General features: G+C 49.3%; 13 protein-coding genes. 12 read left to right on the top strand and 1 reads right to left on the bottom strand.

Going from position 1 to position 15,734, the window contains the following annotated elements; all coding sequences use genetic code 11:
• Position 1 precedes the first annotated feature (1 nt).
• The 9 genes from ptsP to rpoS all read left to right on the top strand — a co-directional run bounded on the left by ptsP (position 2) and on the right by rpoS (position 9,084).
• A complete protein-coding gene (gene ptsP, locus M988_RS16255; protein ID WP_008815140.1) occupies positions 2 to 2,248 on the top strand; it encodes a phosphoenolpyruvate--protein phosphotransferase in 2,247 nt (748 codons plus the stop codon).
• 176 nt (positions 2,249 to 2,424) lie between these two features.
• Entirely contained in the window at positions 2,425 to 2,769 is a 345-nt protein-coding gene (gene ftsB, locus M988_RS16250; RefSeq protein ID WP_004091640.1) for a cell division protein FtsB, read from the top strand.
• 129 nt (positions 2,770 to 2,898) lie between these two features.
• Positions 2,899 to 3,606 carry a 2-C-methyl-D-erythritol 4-phosphate cytidylyltransferase gene (gene ispD, locus M988_RS16245; RefSeq protein ID WP_008815141.1) on the top strand — a complete coding sequence of 236 codons (708 nt, stop codon included), beginning with the start codon at positions 2,899 to 2,901 and terminating at the stop codon, positions 3,604 to 3,606.
• A 73-nt stretch (positions 3,607 to 3,679) separates the two neighbouring features.
• Complete coding sequence (gene ispF / locus M988_RS16240; RefSeq protein ID WP_008815142.1) at positions 3,680 to 4,153, top strand: 2-C-methyl-D-erythritol 2,4-cyclodiphosphate synthase; 474 nt, start codon at positions 3,680 to 3,682, stop codon at positions 4,151 to 4,153.
• A gap of 3 nt (positions 4,154 to 4,156) precedes the next feature.
• Positions 4,157 to 5,203 (top strand): tRNA pseudouridine(13) synthase TruD, encoded by a 1,047-nt coding sequence (gene truD / locus M988_RS16235; RefSeq protein ID WP_064574990.1) that lies wholly within the window; start codon positions 4,157 to 4,159, stop codon positions 5,201 to 5,203.
• Positions 5,184 to 5,945: a 5'/3'-nucleotidase SurE gene (gene surE / locus M988_RS16230; RefSeq protein WP_039185551.1), complete on the top strand. Its 762-nt coding sequence runs from the start codon at positions 5,184 to 5,186 to the stop codon at positions 5,943 to 5,945. The genes truD and surE overlap by 20 nt, the downstream gene beginning before the upstream one ends.
• Positions 5,939 to 6,571: a protein-L-isoaspartate(D-aspartate) O-methyltransferase gene (locus M988_RS16225; RefSeq protein WP_039185553.1), complete on the top strand. Its 633-nt coding sequence runs from the start codon at positions 5,939 to 5,941 to the stop codon at positions 6,569 to 6,571. The genes surE and M988_RS16225 overlap by 7 nt, the downstream gene beginning before the upstream one ends.
• Before the next feature lie 496 nt (positions 6,572 to 7,067).
• Positions 7,068 to 8,045 carry a murein hydrolase activator NlpD gene (gene nlpD / locus M988_RS16220; protein ID WP_071603111.1) on the top strand — a complete coding sequence of 326 codons (978 nt, stop codon included), beginning with the start codon at positions 7,068 to 7,070 and terminating at the stop codon, positions 8,043 to 8,045.
• A 52-nt stretch (positions 8,046 to 8,097) separates the two neighbouring features.
• Positions 8,098 to 9,084, top strand: coding sequence for an RNA polymerase sigma factor RpoS (rpoS, locus tag M988_RS16215; RefSeq protein ID WP_008815147.1), 987 nt, complete (start codon positions 8,098 to 8,100; stop codon positions 9,082 to 9,084).
• Between the two features lie 104 nt (positions 9,085 to 9,188).
• Here the strand turns inward: rpoS and mutS are convergent, their stop codons facing one another.
• Entirely contained in the window at positions 9,189 to 11,747 is a 2,559-nt protein-coding gene (mutS, locus tag M988_RS16210) for a DNA mismatch repair protein MutS (RefSeq protein WP_064574988.1), read from the bottom strand.
• A 321-nt stretch (positions 11,748 to 12,068) separates the two neighbouring features.
• On the opposite strand from mutS, the gene mltB reads away from it, so the two are divergent.
• From mltB to M988_RS16195, 3 genes are all read left to right on the top strand, one after another.
• Positions 12,069 to 13,166 carry a lytic murein transglycosylase B gene (gene mltB, locus M988_RS16205; RefSeq protein WP_008815149.1) on the top strand — a complete coding sequence of 366 codons (1,098 nt, stop codon included), beginning with the start codon at positions 12,069 to 12,071 and terminating at the stop codon, positions 13,164 to 13,166.
• Positions 13,167 to 13,439: 273 nt separating this feature from the next.
• The gene (locus M988_RS16200; protein WP_039188295.1) at positions 13,440 to 14,201 is read left to right on the top strand and encodes an AraC family transcriptional regulator; all 762 of its coding nucleotides are present in this window, start codon (positions 13,440 to 13,442) and stop codon (positions 14,199 to 14,201) included.
• 290 nt (positions 14,202 to 14,491) lie between these two features.
• A complete protein-coding gene (locus M988_RS16195) occupies positions 14,492 to 15,679 on the top strand; it encodes an efflux RND transporter periplasmic adaptor subunit (protein WP_064574987.1) in 1,188 nt (395 codons plus the stop codon).
• Positions 15,680 to 15,734 lie beyond the last annotated feature (55 nt).

Genomic DNA, 15,734 nt, shown 5'->3' with positions numbered 1-15,734 from the left:
CATGCTCACGCGTTTGCGGGAAATAGTAGAGAAGGTGGCTGCGGCCGCAAGCTTAACTGACGCATTGGAAGTGCTCGTTAACGAAACCTGTCAGGCAATGGACACCGAAGTGTGTTCCATTTATTTGGCTGACAACGATCGTCAATGCTATTACCTGATGGCGACACGCGGTTTGAAAAAACCGCGTGGGCGTGTGGTTACGCTGGCTTTCGACGAAGGAATTGTCGGGCTAGTTGGGCGTTTGGCTGAGCCGATTAACTTGGCTGATGCGCCGAGCCATCCAAGTTTCAAATATGTGCCAAAGGTAAAAGAAGAGCGCTATCGTGCTTTTCTTGGTGTACCTATTATTTATCGCCGCCAACTGTTGGGCGTTCTTGCCGTGCAGCAACGTGAATCTCGTCAGTTCAATGAAACGGAAGAGTCGTTCTTAGTGACGCTCGCGACGCAGCTAGCAGGGATCCTCTCGCAGGCACAGCTTAATGGTCTGTTTGGCCGCCTACGGCAAAATAGGATCAGAGCGATCGCCGCATCGCCGGGGATCGCCGTTGGTGAAGGGTGGATGGATGTTAGTCAGCCGTCACTCGAGCAGGTTTTTCAAGCCTCCACGCTAGATAGCGCAAGTGAACGTGAGCGTATGACGCAGGCGTTGGAAGATGCTTCCGCCGAGTTTCGTCGCTTCAGCAAACGTTTTACGGCGAATTCCCAGAAAGATAGCGCAGCGATTTTCGATCTTTACTCTCACCTGATCAACGACGCTAGACTGAAACGCGAGTTGATGAATGAGATCGATGCCGGATCCGTCGCCGAGTGGGCCGTGAAGCAGGTCATCGAGCGTTTTGCTGAACAGTTCGCCAATCTACAAGATCCTTATATGCGCGAGCGTGCGAGCGATCTGCGTGCGCTGGGGCAACGTCTGCTCTTCCATCTCGATGATAATGCAACGGGCATCAACCAATGGCCTGAACGTTTCATCTTGGTTGCCGATGAACTCACGGCCACTATTCTGGCTGAGGTTCCTCAAGAACGTATGCTAGGCGTCGTAGTGCGTGACGGTGCGGCCAACTCGCATGCGGCGATTTTAGTGCGTGCGATGGGGGTGCCTACGGTAATGGGGGCTGATATTCAGCCGACGTTGCTGCATGAGCGTCAGCTGATTGTCGATGGTTACCGCGGCGAAGTGTTAGTCGCTCCCGATCCTGTATTGGTACATGAATATCAGCGCTTGGTGAATGAAGAGATTGTGCTAAGCAAGATGGCGGAGGACGACGCCGAAAAACCAGCGCAGTTGAAAAGTGGTGAACGCGTACAGGTGATGCTTAATGCTGGCCTCAGCGCCGAACATGAACAGCGTCAAGACAGCCGAGTGGATGGCGTTGGGCTGTACCGCACTGAAATTCCGTTCATGTTGCAAAGCGGTTTCCCTTCTGAAGAAGAGCAGGTGGCTCAGTATCAAGGAATGCTGCAGATCAATCCAAATAAGCCAGTAACGCTGCGAACTTTGGATATTGGTGCAGATAAGCAATTACCTTATATGCCGATCAGCGAAGAGAACCCAAGCCTTGGTTGGCGTGGTATTCGGATCACGCTCGATCAACCTGAGATCTTCTTGGTTCAAGTTCGAGCCATGTTGCGAGCCAACGCGGCAAGCGGCAACTTAAATATTCTTCTGCCAATGGTGACCAGCCTGAGCGAAGTGGATGAGGCGAAACGACTGATTGAACGCGCAGGGCGGGAAGTTGAAGAGATGATCGGCTATGCACTGCCCAAGCCGCGCATTGGCGTAATGCTGGAAGTGCCGTCGCTGATTTTCCTGCTGCCATTTTTGGCTGAGCGCGTGGATTTCATTTCCGTTGGGACGAACGATTTAACGCAGTACCTGTTAGCGGTCGATCGGAATAACACCCGCGTAGCTTCACTATACGACAGCTTACATCCCGCGATGCTGCGCGTATTGCAGCAGGTGGTTCAGGAGTGTGACCGCTTGAATCTACCGATTAGCGTATGTGGGGAAATGGCGGGAGATCCGATGGGGGCGCTATTGTTGGTGGGAATGGGATATCGCAATCTCAGCATGAACGGCCATAGCGTTCCACGTATTAAATACCTGCTGCGAACTATTGAACTCGAAGATGCAAGCTTCTTGGCTCAGCGTGTATTGGAAAGCCAAATGTCGACAGAGGTTCGTCATCTCACCGCCGCCTTTATGGAGCGCCGTGGGCTTGGCGGCTTAATTCGTGGTGGTTTGTAATTTTTTTGTTTTATTTTCCATCTCTTGATAATGATTAATCCTAAACTATTCACAATAAAGAGGTCTTGTTATCCGCATTTACTAAAGAGAAACCTGTATTACGCAGTAATTTTCCCTCTAGTGTGGAGTCTCATTAAAAGTTGTGGGATGATTGTGCGGTTTTTCAGGGGGCGTGAATGGGTAAATTAACGCTATTATTATTGATACTGTTAGGCTGGTTGCAATATTCATTGTGGATTGGCAAAAACGGTATCCATGATTATGTGCGCGTAAAAGAAGATGTTGCGGCTCAGCAAGCTAATAACGGCAAGCTGAAATCTCGCAACGATCAGCTATTTGCTGAAATTGATGATCTAAATGGTGGGCAAGAAGCCATTGAGGAACGCGCACGTAACGAACTTGGTATGATAAAACCTGGCGAAACATTCTATCGTCTGGTGCCTGATCAGTCGAAACGCAATGGTGGTACGACTCAGTCTTCGCCAATGCCTTCGTCCTCATCGTCTACAGCACGAAATTAGCCCCCGTCAGTAGTATCTGCCAATGGTGCCTGTCAGCGATAACGTTGAGCCTGATTTAATGCGTATGCGTTTCATGACAATGGCTTAAACAGTTCGAATCCTAATATTAATAACTACAAGCCAAAATGTATGAGTGCTCCTGACGAATCACCACTCTTTTCTGTCGTCGCCGTTGTGCCAGCCGCGGGTGTTGGCAGCCGGATGCGCTCGACTTGCCCAAAGCAATATTTGTCTATCGATGGTAAAACGATCCTCGAACATTCGGTGGCGGCGTTACTGCGTCATGCCGATGTTGAGCGGGTGGTTGTGTCCATTAGTCCTGATGACGGCTATTTCTACAATTTACCGCTGGCAAACGATCCGCGAGTACAGGTGGTATACGGCGGTGCGCAGCGTGCAGACTCGGTTTTTGCCGGTCTACAAGCGGCGACAGATGCGCATTGGGTGTTAGTGCATGATGCCGCCCGCCCCTGTCTGCATCAAGACGATCTCAGCAATTTGCTGGCCCTGCGGCACACATCTAAAGTTGGCGGGATCCTCGCGGCTCCCGTTCGCGATACCATGAAACGAGCGGAAGCGGGGATCAACAGCATTGCGCATACGGTCGATCGCGAAGCGCTGTGGCATGCATTAACTCCCCAGTTATTTCCTCGTGAGCTGCTGATGATGTGTCTGGCGCGTGCGCTTAATGAAGGCGCTAACGTGACGGATGAGGCATCGGCGTTGGAGTATTGCGGTTATCATCCCCTGTTGGTGTCTGGCCGTTCTGATAATATCAAGGTCACAAGGCCTGAAGATTTTGCGTTAGCTCAGTTTTACCTGTCGCAGCGCACGTAGTCTTTTCTGCGTTGATATACCCCTTTGTTTTACTCTTTTTCGTTTTAACACAGCCTCCAAAGGAGAATGCTTGATGAGAATTGGCCACGGTTTTGATGTTCATAAATTTGGTGGCGAAGGCCCTCTGATCATTGGCGGCGTGCGTATTCCTTACGAGTTTGGTTTGCTTGCGCATTCAGACGGTGACGTGGCGCTCCATGCGGCAACCGATGCGTTGTTAGGTGCTGCAGCTCTGGGCGATATTGGCAAACTGTTTCCCGATACCGATCCGGCGTTTAAAGGTGCTGACAGTCGTGCGTTGCTGCGCGAAGCTTATCGTCGCATCCGCGCCAAGGGATACCGCTTAGGTAACCTCGATATCACTATTATCGCTCAGGCACCGAAGATGGCTCCGCATATTCCTCAAATGCGCGTTAACTTAGCCGAAGATCTCGAGTGTCATATGGATGATGTTAACGTCAAAGCGACGACAACAGAGAAATTAGGCTTCACCGGTCGTGGCGAAGGTATTGCCTGCGAAGCGGTTGCATTGTTGATTAAGGAGTAACGCGTGGATTTTGATGCACTCCATTATCTGCATGGGCGTCCTCAGGGCACCGGTGTTCTGAAGGCTTTCCCAGAAGATTTCTTCGTCTCTGAAGATTTGGGTTTTGAACCCGATGGCGAAGGCGAACACCTCCTAGTGCGTATTCGCAAGGAAGGCTGCAATACACAGTTCGTCGCCGATAATCTCGCACGTTTCGCAAAAATTCCCCAACGTTCGGTCAGCTACGCTGGATTAAAAGACCGTCATGCGGTAACCGAACAGTGGTTCTGCCTGCATCTGCCAGGGAAAGAGTCACCCGACCTCAGCCAGTTTATTTTGGAAGGTTGCCAAGTGGTTCGCAGTGCGCGCCATTTGCGTAAACTGCGAATTGGTACGTTGAAAGGCAACACTTTCCGCTTGGTACTACGCCATATCACTGACCGCGACGACGTTGAGCAGCGCTTGCAGGCGATTGCGACAGAAGGCGCGCCAAACTATTTCGGTGCCCAGCGTTTTGGCCGTGGTGGTAATAACCTGATTCAGGCGGCCAAGTGGTCGCGTGGTGAAATTCAGGTCAGAGAGCGAGCCAAACGCAGTTTCTATCTTTCGGCTGCACGTAGCGCTATGTTCAATCAGATAACGAATATGCGTTTGGCGCAGGACTTGCAGCGTCAGGTGATGCTGGGCGATGCCATGCAACTGACTGGGCGCGGCAGTTGGTTTGTCGCCAATGCCGAGGAGTTAGAAAGTTTGCAGCAGCGAACTGACGGCGGCGAGCTACAGATTACGGCGGCGTTGCCAGGAGATAACGATCTCGGTACGCGCGATTTAGCGGCCCAATTTGAGCAGCAAGCTATCGCAGACTATGCCGATTTACTGGCATTGGTTAAGCGTGAGCGAGTGGAGTCTGCGCGCCGTGCAATGCTGGTGAAACCACAGGAGATGAGCTGGTCTTGGTGGGACGATGCGACGGTAGAAGTTGAATTCGCTCTTCCTGCAGGCAGTTTTGCGACCAGTATTGTGCGTGAGTTGTTCAATCAGGAAAACCCTAATGCGGATCTTGCTGAGTAACGACGACGGCGTAATGGCTCCGGGCATTCAAACGTTGGCGGTAGCGCTACGTGAGTTTGCTCAGGTACAGGTTGTGGCGCCTAATCGTAATCGCAGCGCCTCATCAAACTCGTTGACGCTTGAATCGCCATTGCGTATTGAGACACTGACGAATGGTGACATCAGTGTGATTGACGGTACGCCAACCGACTGTGTCTACCTTGGCGTTAACGCCCTGATGCGGCCGCATCCCGAAATTGTCGTTTCTGGCATTAATGCGGGGCCCAATTTGGGAGACGATGTGATTTACTCCGGTACCGTCGCGGCGGCAATGGAAGGACGTCACTTAGGTTTTCCTGCGCTGGCGGTTTCACTTGATGGTTTCCAGCACTATGATACTGCTGCACAGGTGACGTGCCGTTTGCTGAAAGCATTGGCACAATACCCGTTGCGTACGGGACGAATTTTGAATGTTAACGTTCCAGACTTACCTCTGGAACAGGTTAAAGGCATTAAAGTGACGCGTTGTGGTAGTCGACACCCTGCTGATAAGGTGATTCATCAGCAGGATCCACGTGGGCGAGATCTGTACTGGATTGGGCCTCCTGGGGAAAAACAGGATGCTGGGCCAGATACTGATTTTGCCGCCGTGGAGCAAGGCTATGTCTCGATAACACCTTTGCAGGTGGACTTAACGGCATATCACGCGCAGGATTTGCTTTCTTCGTGGCTTGAACAGACTAAGGTCGGTGAGGAATGGTAGATAGACGTGTGCTGACCTTATTGCAGCAGTTGATGCAGCAAGGGATCGGTGATGAGCGAGTGCTAAAGGCATTAGCCGAAGTACCGCGTGAAAAATTCATTGATGAGGCCATGTCTCACAAGGCCTACGATAATACGGCCTTACCTATAGGTTTGGGGCAGACTATTTCGCAACCTTATATGGTGGCGCGAATGACTGAGCTATTACGAGTGGGGCCAGAGGCTAAAGTGCTAGAGATTGGCACCGGATCGGGGTATCAAACCGCGGTGTTAGCACACCTTGTTCAACATGTTTTCTCGGTTGAGCGGATTAAAAGCCTGCAATGGCAGGCGAAAAGACGCCTCAAGCAGTTGGATTTACACAATGTTTCAACGCGTCACGGTGACGGCTGGCAGGGCTGGGCGTCGCGTGGACCGTTTGATGCGATTATTGTGACCGCGGCACCGCCTGAAATTCCAGAAGCATTGTTGGCGCAGTTGGCCGACGGTGGTCGTTTAGTTCTACCCGTCGGCGAGTTTGATAAAACCCAGCATCTGCGCTGTGTACAGCGCCGTGGTCATGATTTCTTGGTGGAGTCTATCGAACCGGTAAGATTTGTTCCTTTAGTTCAGGGAGAATTAGCCTGATTTTTCAGCTAACTGCTAAGCTGTATCCAAAATAACTGGCGTTGTACGACTGAAGATTCTGACTTTTTGAATAACGCTTGTGCTGTCTCTTCAGGGAATGTCCTTTAAATAGGGATAGTCCTAGAAATAGGGTGAATAGTGAGCGTAACCAGCGCCGATATAGCTTTAAGTATGAAGGGTATAATTCTGTAAAGGGATTATTCTTACTGATTCGTATTTGACCCGCACTCTGCTTTTAGTGTCCAATTCATTACTTCTTGTCGTATATGGCTGGAAACTAAATGCAGCAGGCGAGACTCTATAGAGGAGTCTTACCTGATTTTTATCTTATTTGATGTTTTTCGCTAACCCTATGGTTGGGTTAGTCGGTTCAGAGCACGTGATGCTCTTATTACTTGTGGCGGTTGCTCCTCGTAATGTAGACGTATAAGAGACTGAATATGTTGGATATCGCTGATTTTGCTGTTGTGGGGGAAGCATAAGCATGGGAAGCACGATGATGAAGTGGCGCCAAGTAGCGGCGTGTACTTTGATAACTTTGTGGTTAGCGGGTTGTACGTCAGACAATAGCTCTGCACCAATAAGCTCCGTAAATGGAGGTGGTAATGACCGCATGCTGTCGAACGCCGGAAATAATAATGGCGGGGCACAAACAGGCGACGGCGGTCGTATCATATACAATCGCAGTTATCAGAATATTCCGAAGGGAAGCTATAACGGCGGTACTTATACCGTAAAACGTGGTGATACATTATTTTATATCGCGTGGATTTCGGGGAACGATTTCCGCGATCTTGCAGAGAAAAACAACATTCCAGCCCCTTACAGCCTCAATGTTGGCCAAACTATTAAATTAGATGCCAATAGCAATAGTGGTGGAATGCTCGCAGCTAACGACGGAACCAGTGGAGTGCCAACTCAGCCGTCAAGTGGTCAAATTAAGAGCACAGGTGTTGATTCTCAATCAACCACAGCGTATTCTGATAATTCGGGTAAACAGAATGTTGGCAAAATGTTGCCTGCATCGACAGCGACGGCAACGACGACTGCCGCAGCAACCGTTCCGAACTCGTCAGCCAGTAGTGTAAGCAGCAGTGCTCCAGTTGGAACCTGGCGTTGGCCTACTGACGGTAAAATTATCGACAACTTCTCTTCTGCCGAAGGTGGAAACAAGGGGGTTGATATCGCGGGTTCACGCGGCCAGTCGGTGGTCGCCACGGCTGATGGCCGTGTGGTATACGCCGGCAACGCCCTGCGTGGTTACGGAAATCTGATCATCATTAAACACAATGATGACTACCTGAGCGCCTACGCCCATAACGACACGATGCTGGTCCGGGAACAACAAGAGGTTAAGGCGGGTCAAAAAATTGCAACCATGGGGAGCACCGGAACCAGCTCAGTAAGATTGCACTTTGAAATTCGTTACAAGGGGAAATCCGTAAACCCGCTGCGCTACTTGCCGCAGCGATAGTCGGGGCAGAATCGCCGTATTCTGCCCGCAATATCACGGGTAGGGTACAGCTATGAGCCAGAATACGCTGAAAGTTAACGAGTTAAATGAAGAAGTAGACTTCGATGAGAACGGGGAAGAAGCGTTTGACGAGAAGGTACTCGTTGAAGAACCCACCGAGGTTGACTCATCCGATGAATTGATGGCGCAGGCCGTTTCACAACGTGTTCTTGATGCTACTCAGCTTTATCTGGGTGAAATCGGTTACTCTCCGCTGCTCACTGCAGAAGAAGAAGTCTTTTTTGCACGACGGGCGCTGCGTGGTGACGACGCGTCTCGTCGTAGAATGATCGAAAGTAATCTGCGACTGGTCGTGAAAATTGCCCGTCGCTACAGCAATCGTGGTCTTGCACTACTAGATCTGATTGAAGAAGGCAATTTAGGTTTAATCCGTGCGGTTGAAAAGTTCGATCCTGAACGTGGATTCCGTTTTTCAACCTATGCCACATGGTGGATCCGCCAAACTATTGAGCGGGCTATCATGAATCAGACGCGAACCATCCGTTTGCCGATTCATATTGTCAAAGAGTTGAACGTTTATCTGCGTACCGCACGTGAGCTTTCACACAAACTGGATCATGAGCCGAGCGCGGAAGAGATTGCTGAACAGCTGGATCGTCCGGTCACAGACGTTAGCCGTATGCTACGTTTGAATGAACGCATCACCTCAGTGGACACTCCGCTGGGAGGCGATTCGGAAAAAGCCTTACTGGACATTCTCACCGATGAGAACGAAAGCGGCCCGGAAGACACCACGCAAAGCGATGACATGAAGCAGAGTATTGTTAAGTGGTTATTTGAGCTTAACGCCAAGCAGCGCGAAGTATTAGCGCGTCGTTTTGGTCTGCTGGGTTATGAAGCCGCTACGCTGGAAGACGTTGGGCGTGAAATAGGGTTAACCCGTGAGCGCGTGCGTCAAATTCAGGTTGAAGGCTTGCGCCGTCTACGCGAAATACTGCAAGCTCAAGGTCTTAGCATTGAGGCCCTGTTCAGAGAATAAAGGTTTTCATCATTATTCTTTGAATGAATCAGGTTTTCTAAAACGCGTAAAACAAAAAGGTGAAGCTTAGCGGCTTCACCTTTTTTACATCTACAGGCTAATGATTACATCATCCCTTTCAAACGATATAGCCAGTCCAATGCCTGACGAGGTGTCAGCGTATCAGGATCGAGCTCTTCTAATGCTTCCACTGCTGGTGAAGATTCTGGCTCAGCCAATAGCTGAAGCTGCGAACCATCAATTTGGCTATTGCCGGTTTGCGCCGACAGTGTTTCTAATTCTTTGAGCTTTTGGCGTGCTCGTTTAATCACATCGCGCGGCACACCGGCCAGTGCGGCAACGGCTAAGCCGTAACTTTTGCTGGCTGCACCATCTTGTACGCTGTGCATAAAGGCGATGGTATCGCCGTGCTCTAACGCATCCAGATGCACGTTGTATACACCTTCAAGTTTTTCTGGCAGCGTAGTTAACTCGAAGTAATGGGTGGCAAATAGCGTCATGGCTTTGATGCGGCTAGCCAGATTTTCAGCACAGGCCCACGCGAGCGATAATCCATCATAGGTTGATGTACCACGACCGATCTCATCCATTAACACCAAACTGTTTTCGGTGGCGTTATGCAGAATGTTGGCTGTTTCGGTCATTTCAACCATGAAGGTGGAACGGCCTGAGGCCAAGTCATCTGCTGCACCAACGCGGGTGAAGATGCGATCGACAGGGCCAATAACGGCTTTCTCTGCAGGGACAAAGCTACCAATATGCGCCATCAGCACAATGAGCGCAGCTTGGCGCATATAAGTACTTTTCCCCCCCATGTTTGGACCGGTGATGACCAACATGCGACGCTGCGGGGAGAGCGACAGCGGATTTGCGATGAAAGGCTCTTTCAGCACTTGCTCAACGACCGGATGGCGACCACCTACGATCTTGATTCCCGCTTTATCGCTCAGTTCTGGGCGTACGTAGTTGAGAGTGTCCGCACGCTCAGCCAAGTTACTCAGCACATCCAGCTCAGCCAGCGCAGTCGCGCTCTGTTGTAGGTCAGCCAGATGCGGCAACAGCAAGTCGAACAGCTCTTCATACAAACGTTTTTCTAACGCCAGCGCTTTGCCTTTAGAGGTCAGAACCTTATCTTCATACTCTTTTAGCTCGGGAATAATATAACGCTCGGCATTTTTTAGCGTTTGACGGCGCACGTAGTGAATGGGCACTAAATGGCTCTGGCCGCGACTGACCTGAATGTAATAACCATGCACGCCGTTGAAGCCAACTTTCAGCGTATCTAATCCCAGTTTTTCGCGCTCGCGAATTTCAAGTCGCTCCAAATAGTCGGTAGCGCCGTCGGCGAGTGCGCGCCACTCATCCAGTTCATCATTATATCCTGGCGCAATAACGCCACCGTCACGTACCAGTACTGGCGGAGTTTCAACGACCGCTCGCTCTAATAGTTCGCGCAGTTCTTCAAACTGACCAGCCTGTTCGGCCAGTTTTGCGATATGCGGTGTAGCATGGCCGCCGATAAGCGCCTGAATTTCAGGTAGCTGTTGGAACGCGTAACGCATGCGCGCCAGATCGCGTGGGCGGGCGGTTCGTAGAGCCAAGCGTGCAAGAATACGTTCAAGATCGCCGACTTGACGGAGAAGCGGCTGTAGATCGTCGACCAATGGCTGAAGTGCTTCAATTGCCTGCTGGCGATTATTCAGCGCTTTGTGGTCGCGACTGGGCATATGTACCCAGCGCTTTAGCATGCGGCTGCCCATCGGAGTTACGGTGCAGTCCAGAATGGCGGCTAGCGTATTTTCTACCCCGCCGGATAGATTCTGTGTGAGCTCTAAATTACGACGTGTGGCGGCATCCATGATGATACCGTCCTGCTGGCGCTCGATAGTAATACCGCGGATATGGGGGAGCGTTGTACGCTGCGTATCTTTGACATATTGCAGTAGACAACCAGCAGCACGCAGCGCCTGAGTTGCTTGCTCTACGCCAAAGCCGTTGAGGTCGCGGGTACCAAATTGCAGGTTAAGCTGCTGGCGAGCGGTATCGAGCTCAAACTCCCATAACGGCCGGCGGCGTAGACCACGACGATTTTCAATGAGCGCCATGGAGGCGAAATCTTCTGGGTACAGCAATTCTGCTGGGTTAGTTCGTTGCAGTTCGGCCGCCATTGTTTCAAGGTCGGCCGGTTCCGCAACGCGAAAACGCCCAGAGCTGATATCGAGTGTCGCAAACCCAAAGCCACGAGCGTCCTGCCAAATGGCAGCCAGTAGGTTGTCTTGACGTTCTTTGAGTAATGCTTCATCACTGATGGTGCCTGGTGTGACGATGCGGACAACCTTGCGCTCTACGGGACCTTTGGTGGTGGCTGGATCGCCAATCTGTTCACAGATCGCGACAGATTCACCAAGCTGCACCAGCTTAGCGAGATAGTTCTCCACTGCATGATGCGGAATACCCGCCATTGGAATGGGTTCACCGGCTGAAGCACCACGTTTGGTGAGAGAGATATCCATGAGCTGGGATGCTCGTTTGGCATCATCGTAAAAGAGCTCGTAGAAGTCGCCCATGCGGTAAAATAACAGGATATCTGGATGCTGAGCTTTCAGCTTAAGATACTGCTGCATCATGGGAGTATGTGAGTCTAGGTTTGTCATGTCGCTCATAGAATTTCTATATCTAATATGTTGAATTCAAAGATAGTCGTGGTTTTTTAGGTTCTGATTAAGCACCACGAAACCGTTCGGTTAACGGCTGCGTTTGGAACGGATTTTTATGCCGCTATACTAACGTAGCGACTTGCAAACTGACATAGCTAATATCTGGAAGTGCTTCGCAAATACGGCATGTATATATGCAGTGCTATACATGTATACGGCGAAAAGACGGGGACGTTTAATATGGTGACACCTGAGATTCCAGTTTGCACCCTCCAGACAACGCGCTAACATATTGATCACTTTTTCTTGCATTGCTATGGATATTCGATGCGTTATTTAACCGCGCTGCTGCCTATTGTTGTCTTGCTATCTGCTTGTAGTAGCAAACCCAAACCGTCTAACGACGTGACTGAAACCACCCCACCGACTGCCAAGGGGGGATTTTTACTCGAGCCTTCCCACTCTGGTCAGGTGCAACTGGGGGATTTTGCCTACGATCCAGCAATGAATCGTTTCGTCGACAAAATGGTCAGCGAGCATGGTTTTGACCGTCAGCAATTGCATGACGTATTGGCTCAGACCAAGCGTCTAGATTATGTATTGAATCTAATGGATCGTCAGGCACCGACCACACGCCCACCTGCGGGGCCAAACGGCGCATGGCTGCGTTATCGCGGTAAATTTATCACGCCTGATAACGTGCAAAATGGCGTAGTATTCTGGAATCAATACCAAAATGCGTTACAGCGTGCCCAACAAGTTTATGGCGTACCACCAGAAATCATTGTGGGTATCATTGGCGTCGAAACTCGCTGGGGCCGCGTTATGGGAAAAACCCGTATTATTGACGCTTTGGCGACGCTGTCGTTTGCCTATCCACGCCGTGCTGAATACTTCTCTGGTGAGCTGGAAACCTTTTTATTAATGGCGCGGGAAGAAGGCGATGATCCTCTTAGTCTAAAAGGGTCGTTTGCGGGCGCAATGGGATATGGGCAGTTTATGCCGTCTTCATTTAAAAGCTATGCGGTTGATTTCAATGGTGATGGACACATTAATCTGTGGGATCCGGAAGACGCTATTGGCAGCGTAGCAAATTACTTCAAAGCGCATGGCTGGCAGTCGGGTAAAAAAGTTGCAGTCCCAGCAAACGGTCAAGCTCCAACGTTAGAGAACGGTTTCAAAACCAACTATACGATTTCTGCATTGGCGGAAGCGGGGCTGAGCCCACAGAGTTCATTAGATGGCTATCAGCAGGCTAGTCTGCTGCGGCTTGATATGGGGACGGGCTACCAATATTGGTACGGTTTACCGAATTTCTATACGATCACTCGTTATAACCACAGCACTCATTATGCAATGGCAGTGTGGCAGTTAGGTGAGGCTGTAGGACAGGCTGCTCGTCAAGGTAGTGTATTCCAGAACTGATCCTTATTGTCTCTCCCTATGGGGAGAGACACCTTTCTTTCTTTGCTTGTACTTCTTAATAATAGACTTATTTCTATTATCATTATTTTAAATAAAGATTAGGATTTTTCTTTTCTCGGCGGCGAAGTGTTGATTTTAGCTATTTAAATATAAATAATAGCGCCCCCAAAAAATGACAACCATTACTAGCATCGCAATTGATAGTAAACCGATTTGAGTTTATATATCTGTTTATTATCAGCATAAACAATATCCATTTGATGGAGTTTATTTATGAAATTACGCTGCCAAGAATGCTGCGCAGTTGTGCTGACAACACAAAATACCGAAATCAGTATTAATAATGAAAAAATCACTGACGTTAAGGAAAATAGCCTTATTTTACTTTCCTGTAAAAATAATTCACTCGAAATTAATCACTTTGATAACCAATGTGTGGCGTACATTAGTCGAGAGACGATAAATAATTACCTCACCTTCCTGAAAAGAGATATTACTAAAGTTTGTCATGAGGCTAGGCGATCACCTGATTATTTCGTTGAGCCATGTCGTGCGCCTAAGATTTTTGCAGAAGCGGCGAGCCTGTCACAGCAAGAAGACTTAGATGATATTAGCCGAGTACGGAAAAACTCGCTGCTCTTCACTGTACTTTCCGTTTTTCTCGCTCATCGTCGCTTCCTGCCTTTTCTGATTAAAGTGAGTCAGAACGATGTGAGAACGCAGGTGTATACCATAATTCAGAGCAATATTTCTAAAGGATGGGCGCTTGGTTCGATTGCCAGTTCTTTATGTATGAGCGCTAGCGTTTTAAAAAAACGTTTGCGTGAGGAAAATACAAGCTATACCAAAATCATTACAGATTGTCGGATGCGTTTTGCCGCTGAGCAATTGACAATTTATCATCAGAGTATCGCTCAGGTATCGGCACAGTGTGGCTATAGCAGTGCGTCTTATTTTATTTCTGTGTTCAAAAAATACTACGGTACTACACCATTAAACTATATAAGAAAATATTCTTCTAAAATGCAAGGCTAGTCACTTAAGCTAATTTTTAACGATAATTATTCATCCCTTTGATTGTAAATCTATGTCTGTTTATCGAAGGGATTCTCTATTTTTATATTGAATGTAAATAACGCGCTGGATGTTTTTCAATAATGTCTAATACCTAAATATTAAGGTCTGTTACCTGCATTGTTTCATCATGATTAAATTATAATAACTTTTCATTAATTCTTAATTTATCCAATGAGACGAGTGGTTTTTTTATTCACGTATTTATCTTTGTTGGTACCTATCAACATTCATCCAGTTGAGCGTTCGCGATGTTTATCAAATCTCTATTTGTCAGGTCGATCTGTACCTCTCGTTATGCTTTTATTTTGGCGCTTTCAGCGGGTTTCCTGCTTGCTGGCTGTCGTGATGATAATAAGACCGCTGTATTGCCCGAAAGGCCCACCGTCGGGGTGGTGACGCTGAAAGACGCGCCGTTACAGATAACCACTGAACTTCCCGGTCGAACGGAAGCATTCCGTGTGGCAGAGGTCAGGCCACAGGTGGGCGGCATTATTCTTAAACGCCATTTTGTTGAAGGAAGCAATATTACCGCAGGGGCGTCGTTGTATCAGCTCGATCCTGCGCCTTATCACGCTAGCTATGATAGCGCCGCCGCCGATTTAGCGCAGGCAAAGGCCGCTGCACATATTGCACAGTTAACGGCTAACCGTGACCGTTCTCTGTGGGCGAAAAAATATATCAGTCAGCAACAGTTGGATAGTGCAGTCGCTGATATGCGCCAAGCGAATGCGACGGTAACCGCCGCTCAGGCTGCGTTGGAACTAGCTCGTATTAACTTGGCTTACACCAAGGTGATTGCGCCCATTTCTGGACGTATCGGTGGCTCTCGCGTAACCGAAGGGGCACTTGTTACGCCGGATCAAAGCCAAGCGTTAGCGGTGATTCAACAGTTGGATCCTATTTACGTTGACGTCACTCAGTCCAGCAATGATTTCTTACGCCTGAAACAAGAGTTGGCCAGTGGCTCATTGGCACAAACGGATGGCAAAGCGAGCGTCACGTTGCTTCTGGCCAACGGTAAAACGTATCCACTTACTGGAACCCTTGAGTTTTCAGATGTCACCGTTGATGAAAGTACGGGGTCTCTGACTCTCCGTGCCGTATTCCCTAATCCCCATGGTGATCTCTTGCCTGGTATGTTTGTGCGCGCTCGTTTGGATGAAGGCGTCCGCCCGCATGCGTTATTGGTCCCTCAGCAGGGTCTGACTCGCAATGCGCGCGGAGAGGCGACGGTTCTGGTGGTGGGCGTTGACGATAGGGTCGAAAACAAAATTGTGAATGCTGCACAGGCTATCGGGAGTCATTGGTTGGTGACTGGAGGATTAAGCGCAGGCGATAGGGTGATTGTGAGTGGTTTGCAGCGGATCCGACTGGGTATGCAAGTGGTGGCTCAGGAAGCACATTTGTCTGATACATGGGGCGAAAGCCATCAGTAAATCACGAGAAGACGTTTTTCGCTTCCGACCGCACTCATCCGTTTTTAATAAGGAG

Source organism: Hafnia paralvei ATCC 29927, assembly GCF_001655005.1.
GTDB lineage: Bacteria > Pseudomonadota > Gammaproteobacteria > Enterobacterales > Enterobacteriaceae > Hafnia > Hafnia paralvei.
Note: the sequence above shows the minus strand (reverse complement) of the source record. Positions and strands in the feature narration are given on the sequence as shown.

Bases quoted from the DNA above. Each gene is read 5' to 3' on its own strand.
- nlpD (WP_071603111.1), top strand. From the start codon at position 7,068: ATGATGAAGTGGCGCCAAGTAGCGGCGTGTACTTTGATAACTTTGTGG.
- ispD (WP_008815141.1), top strand. From the start codon at position 2,899: ATGAGTGCTCCTGACGAATCACCACTCTTTTCTGTCGTCGCCGTTGTG.
- mutS (WP_064574988.1), bottom strand. From the start codon at position 11,747: ATGAGCGACATGACAAACCTAGACTCACATACTCCCATGATGCAGCAG.
- ispF (WP_008815142.1), top strand. From the start codon at position 3,680: ATGAGAATTGGCCACGGTTTTGATGTTCATAAATTTGGTGGCGAAGGC.
- mltB (WP_008815149.1), top strand. From the start codon at position 12,069: ATGCGTTATTTAACCGCGCTGCTGCCTATTGTTGTCTTGCTATCTGCT.
- surE (WP_039185551.1), top strand. From the start codon at position 5,184: ATGCGGATCTTGCTGAGTAACGACGACGGCGTAATGGCTCCGGGCATT.
- M988_RS16200 (WP_039188295.1), top strand. From the start codon at position 13,440: ATGAAATTACGCTGCCAAGAATGCTGCGCAGTTGTGCTGACAACACAA.
- rpoS (WP_008815147.1), top strand. From the start codon at position 8,098: ATGAGCCAGAATACGCTGAAAGTTAACGAGTTAAATGAAGAAGTAGAC.
- ptsP (WP_008815140.1), top strand. From the start codon at position 2: ATGCTCACGCGTTTGCGGGAAATAGTAGAGAAGGTGGCTGCGGCCGCA.
- ftsB (WP_004091640.1), top strand. From the start codon at position 2,425: ATGGGTAAATTAACGCTATTATTATTGATACTGTTAGGCTGGTTGCAA.
- M988_RS16225 (WP_039185553.1), top strand. From the start codon at position 5,939: ATGGTAGATAGACGTGTGCTGACCTTATTGCAGCAGTTGATGCAGCAA.
- M988_RS16195 (WP_064574987.1), top strand. From the start codon at position 14,492: ATGTTTATCAAATCTCTATTTGTCAGGTCGATCTGTACCTCTCGTTAT.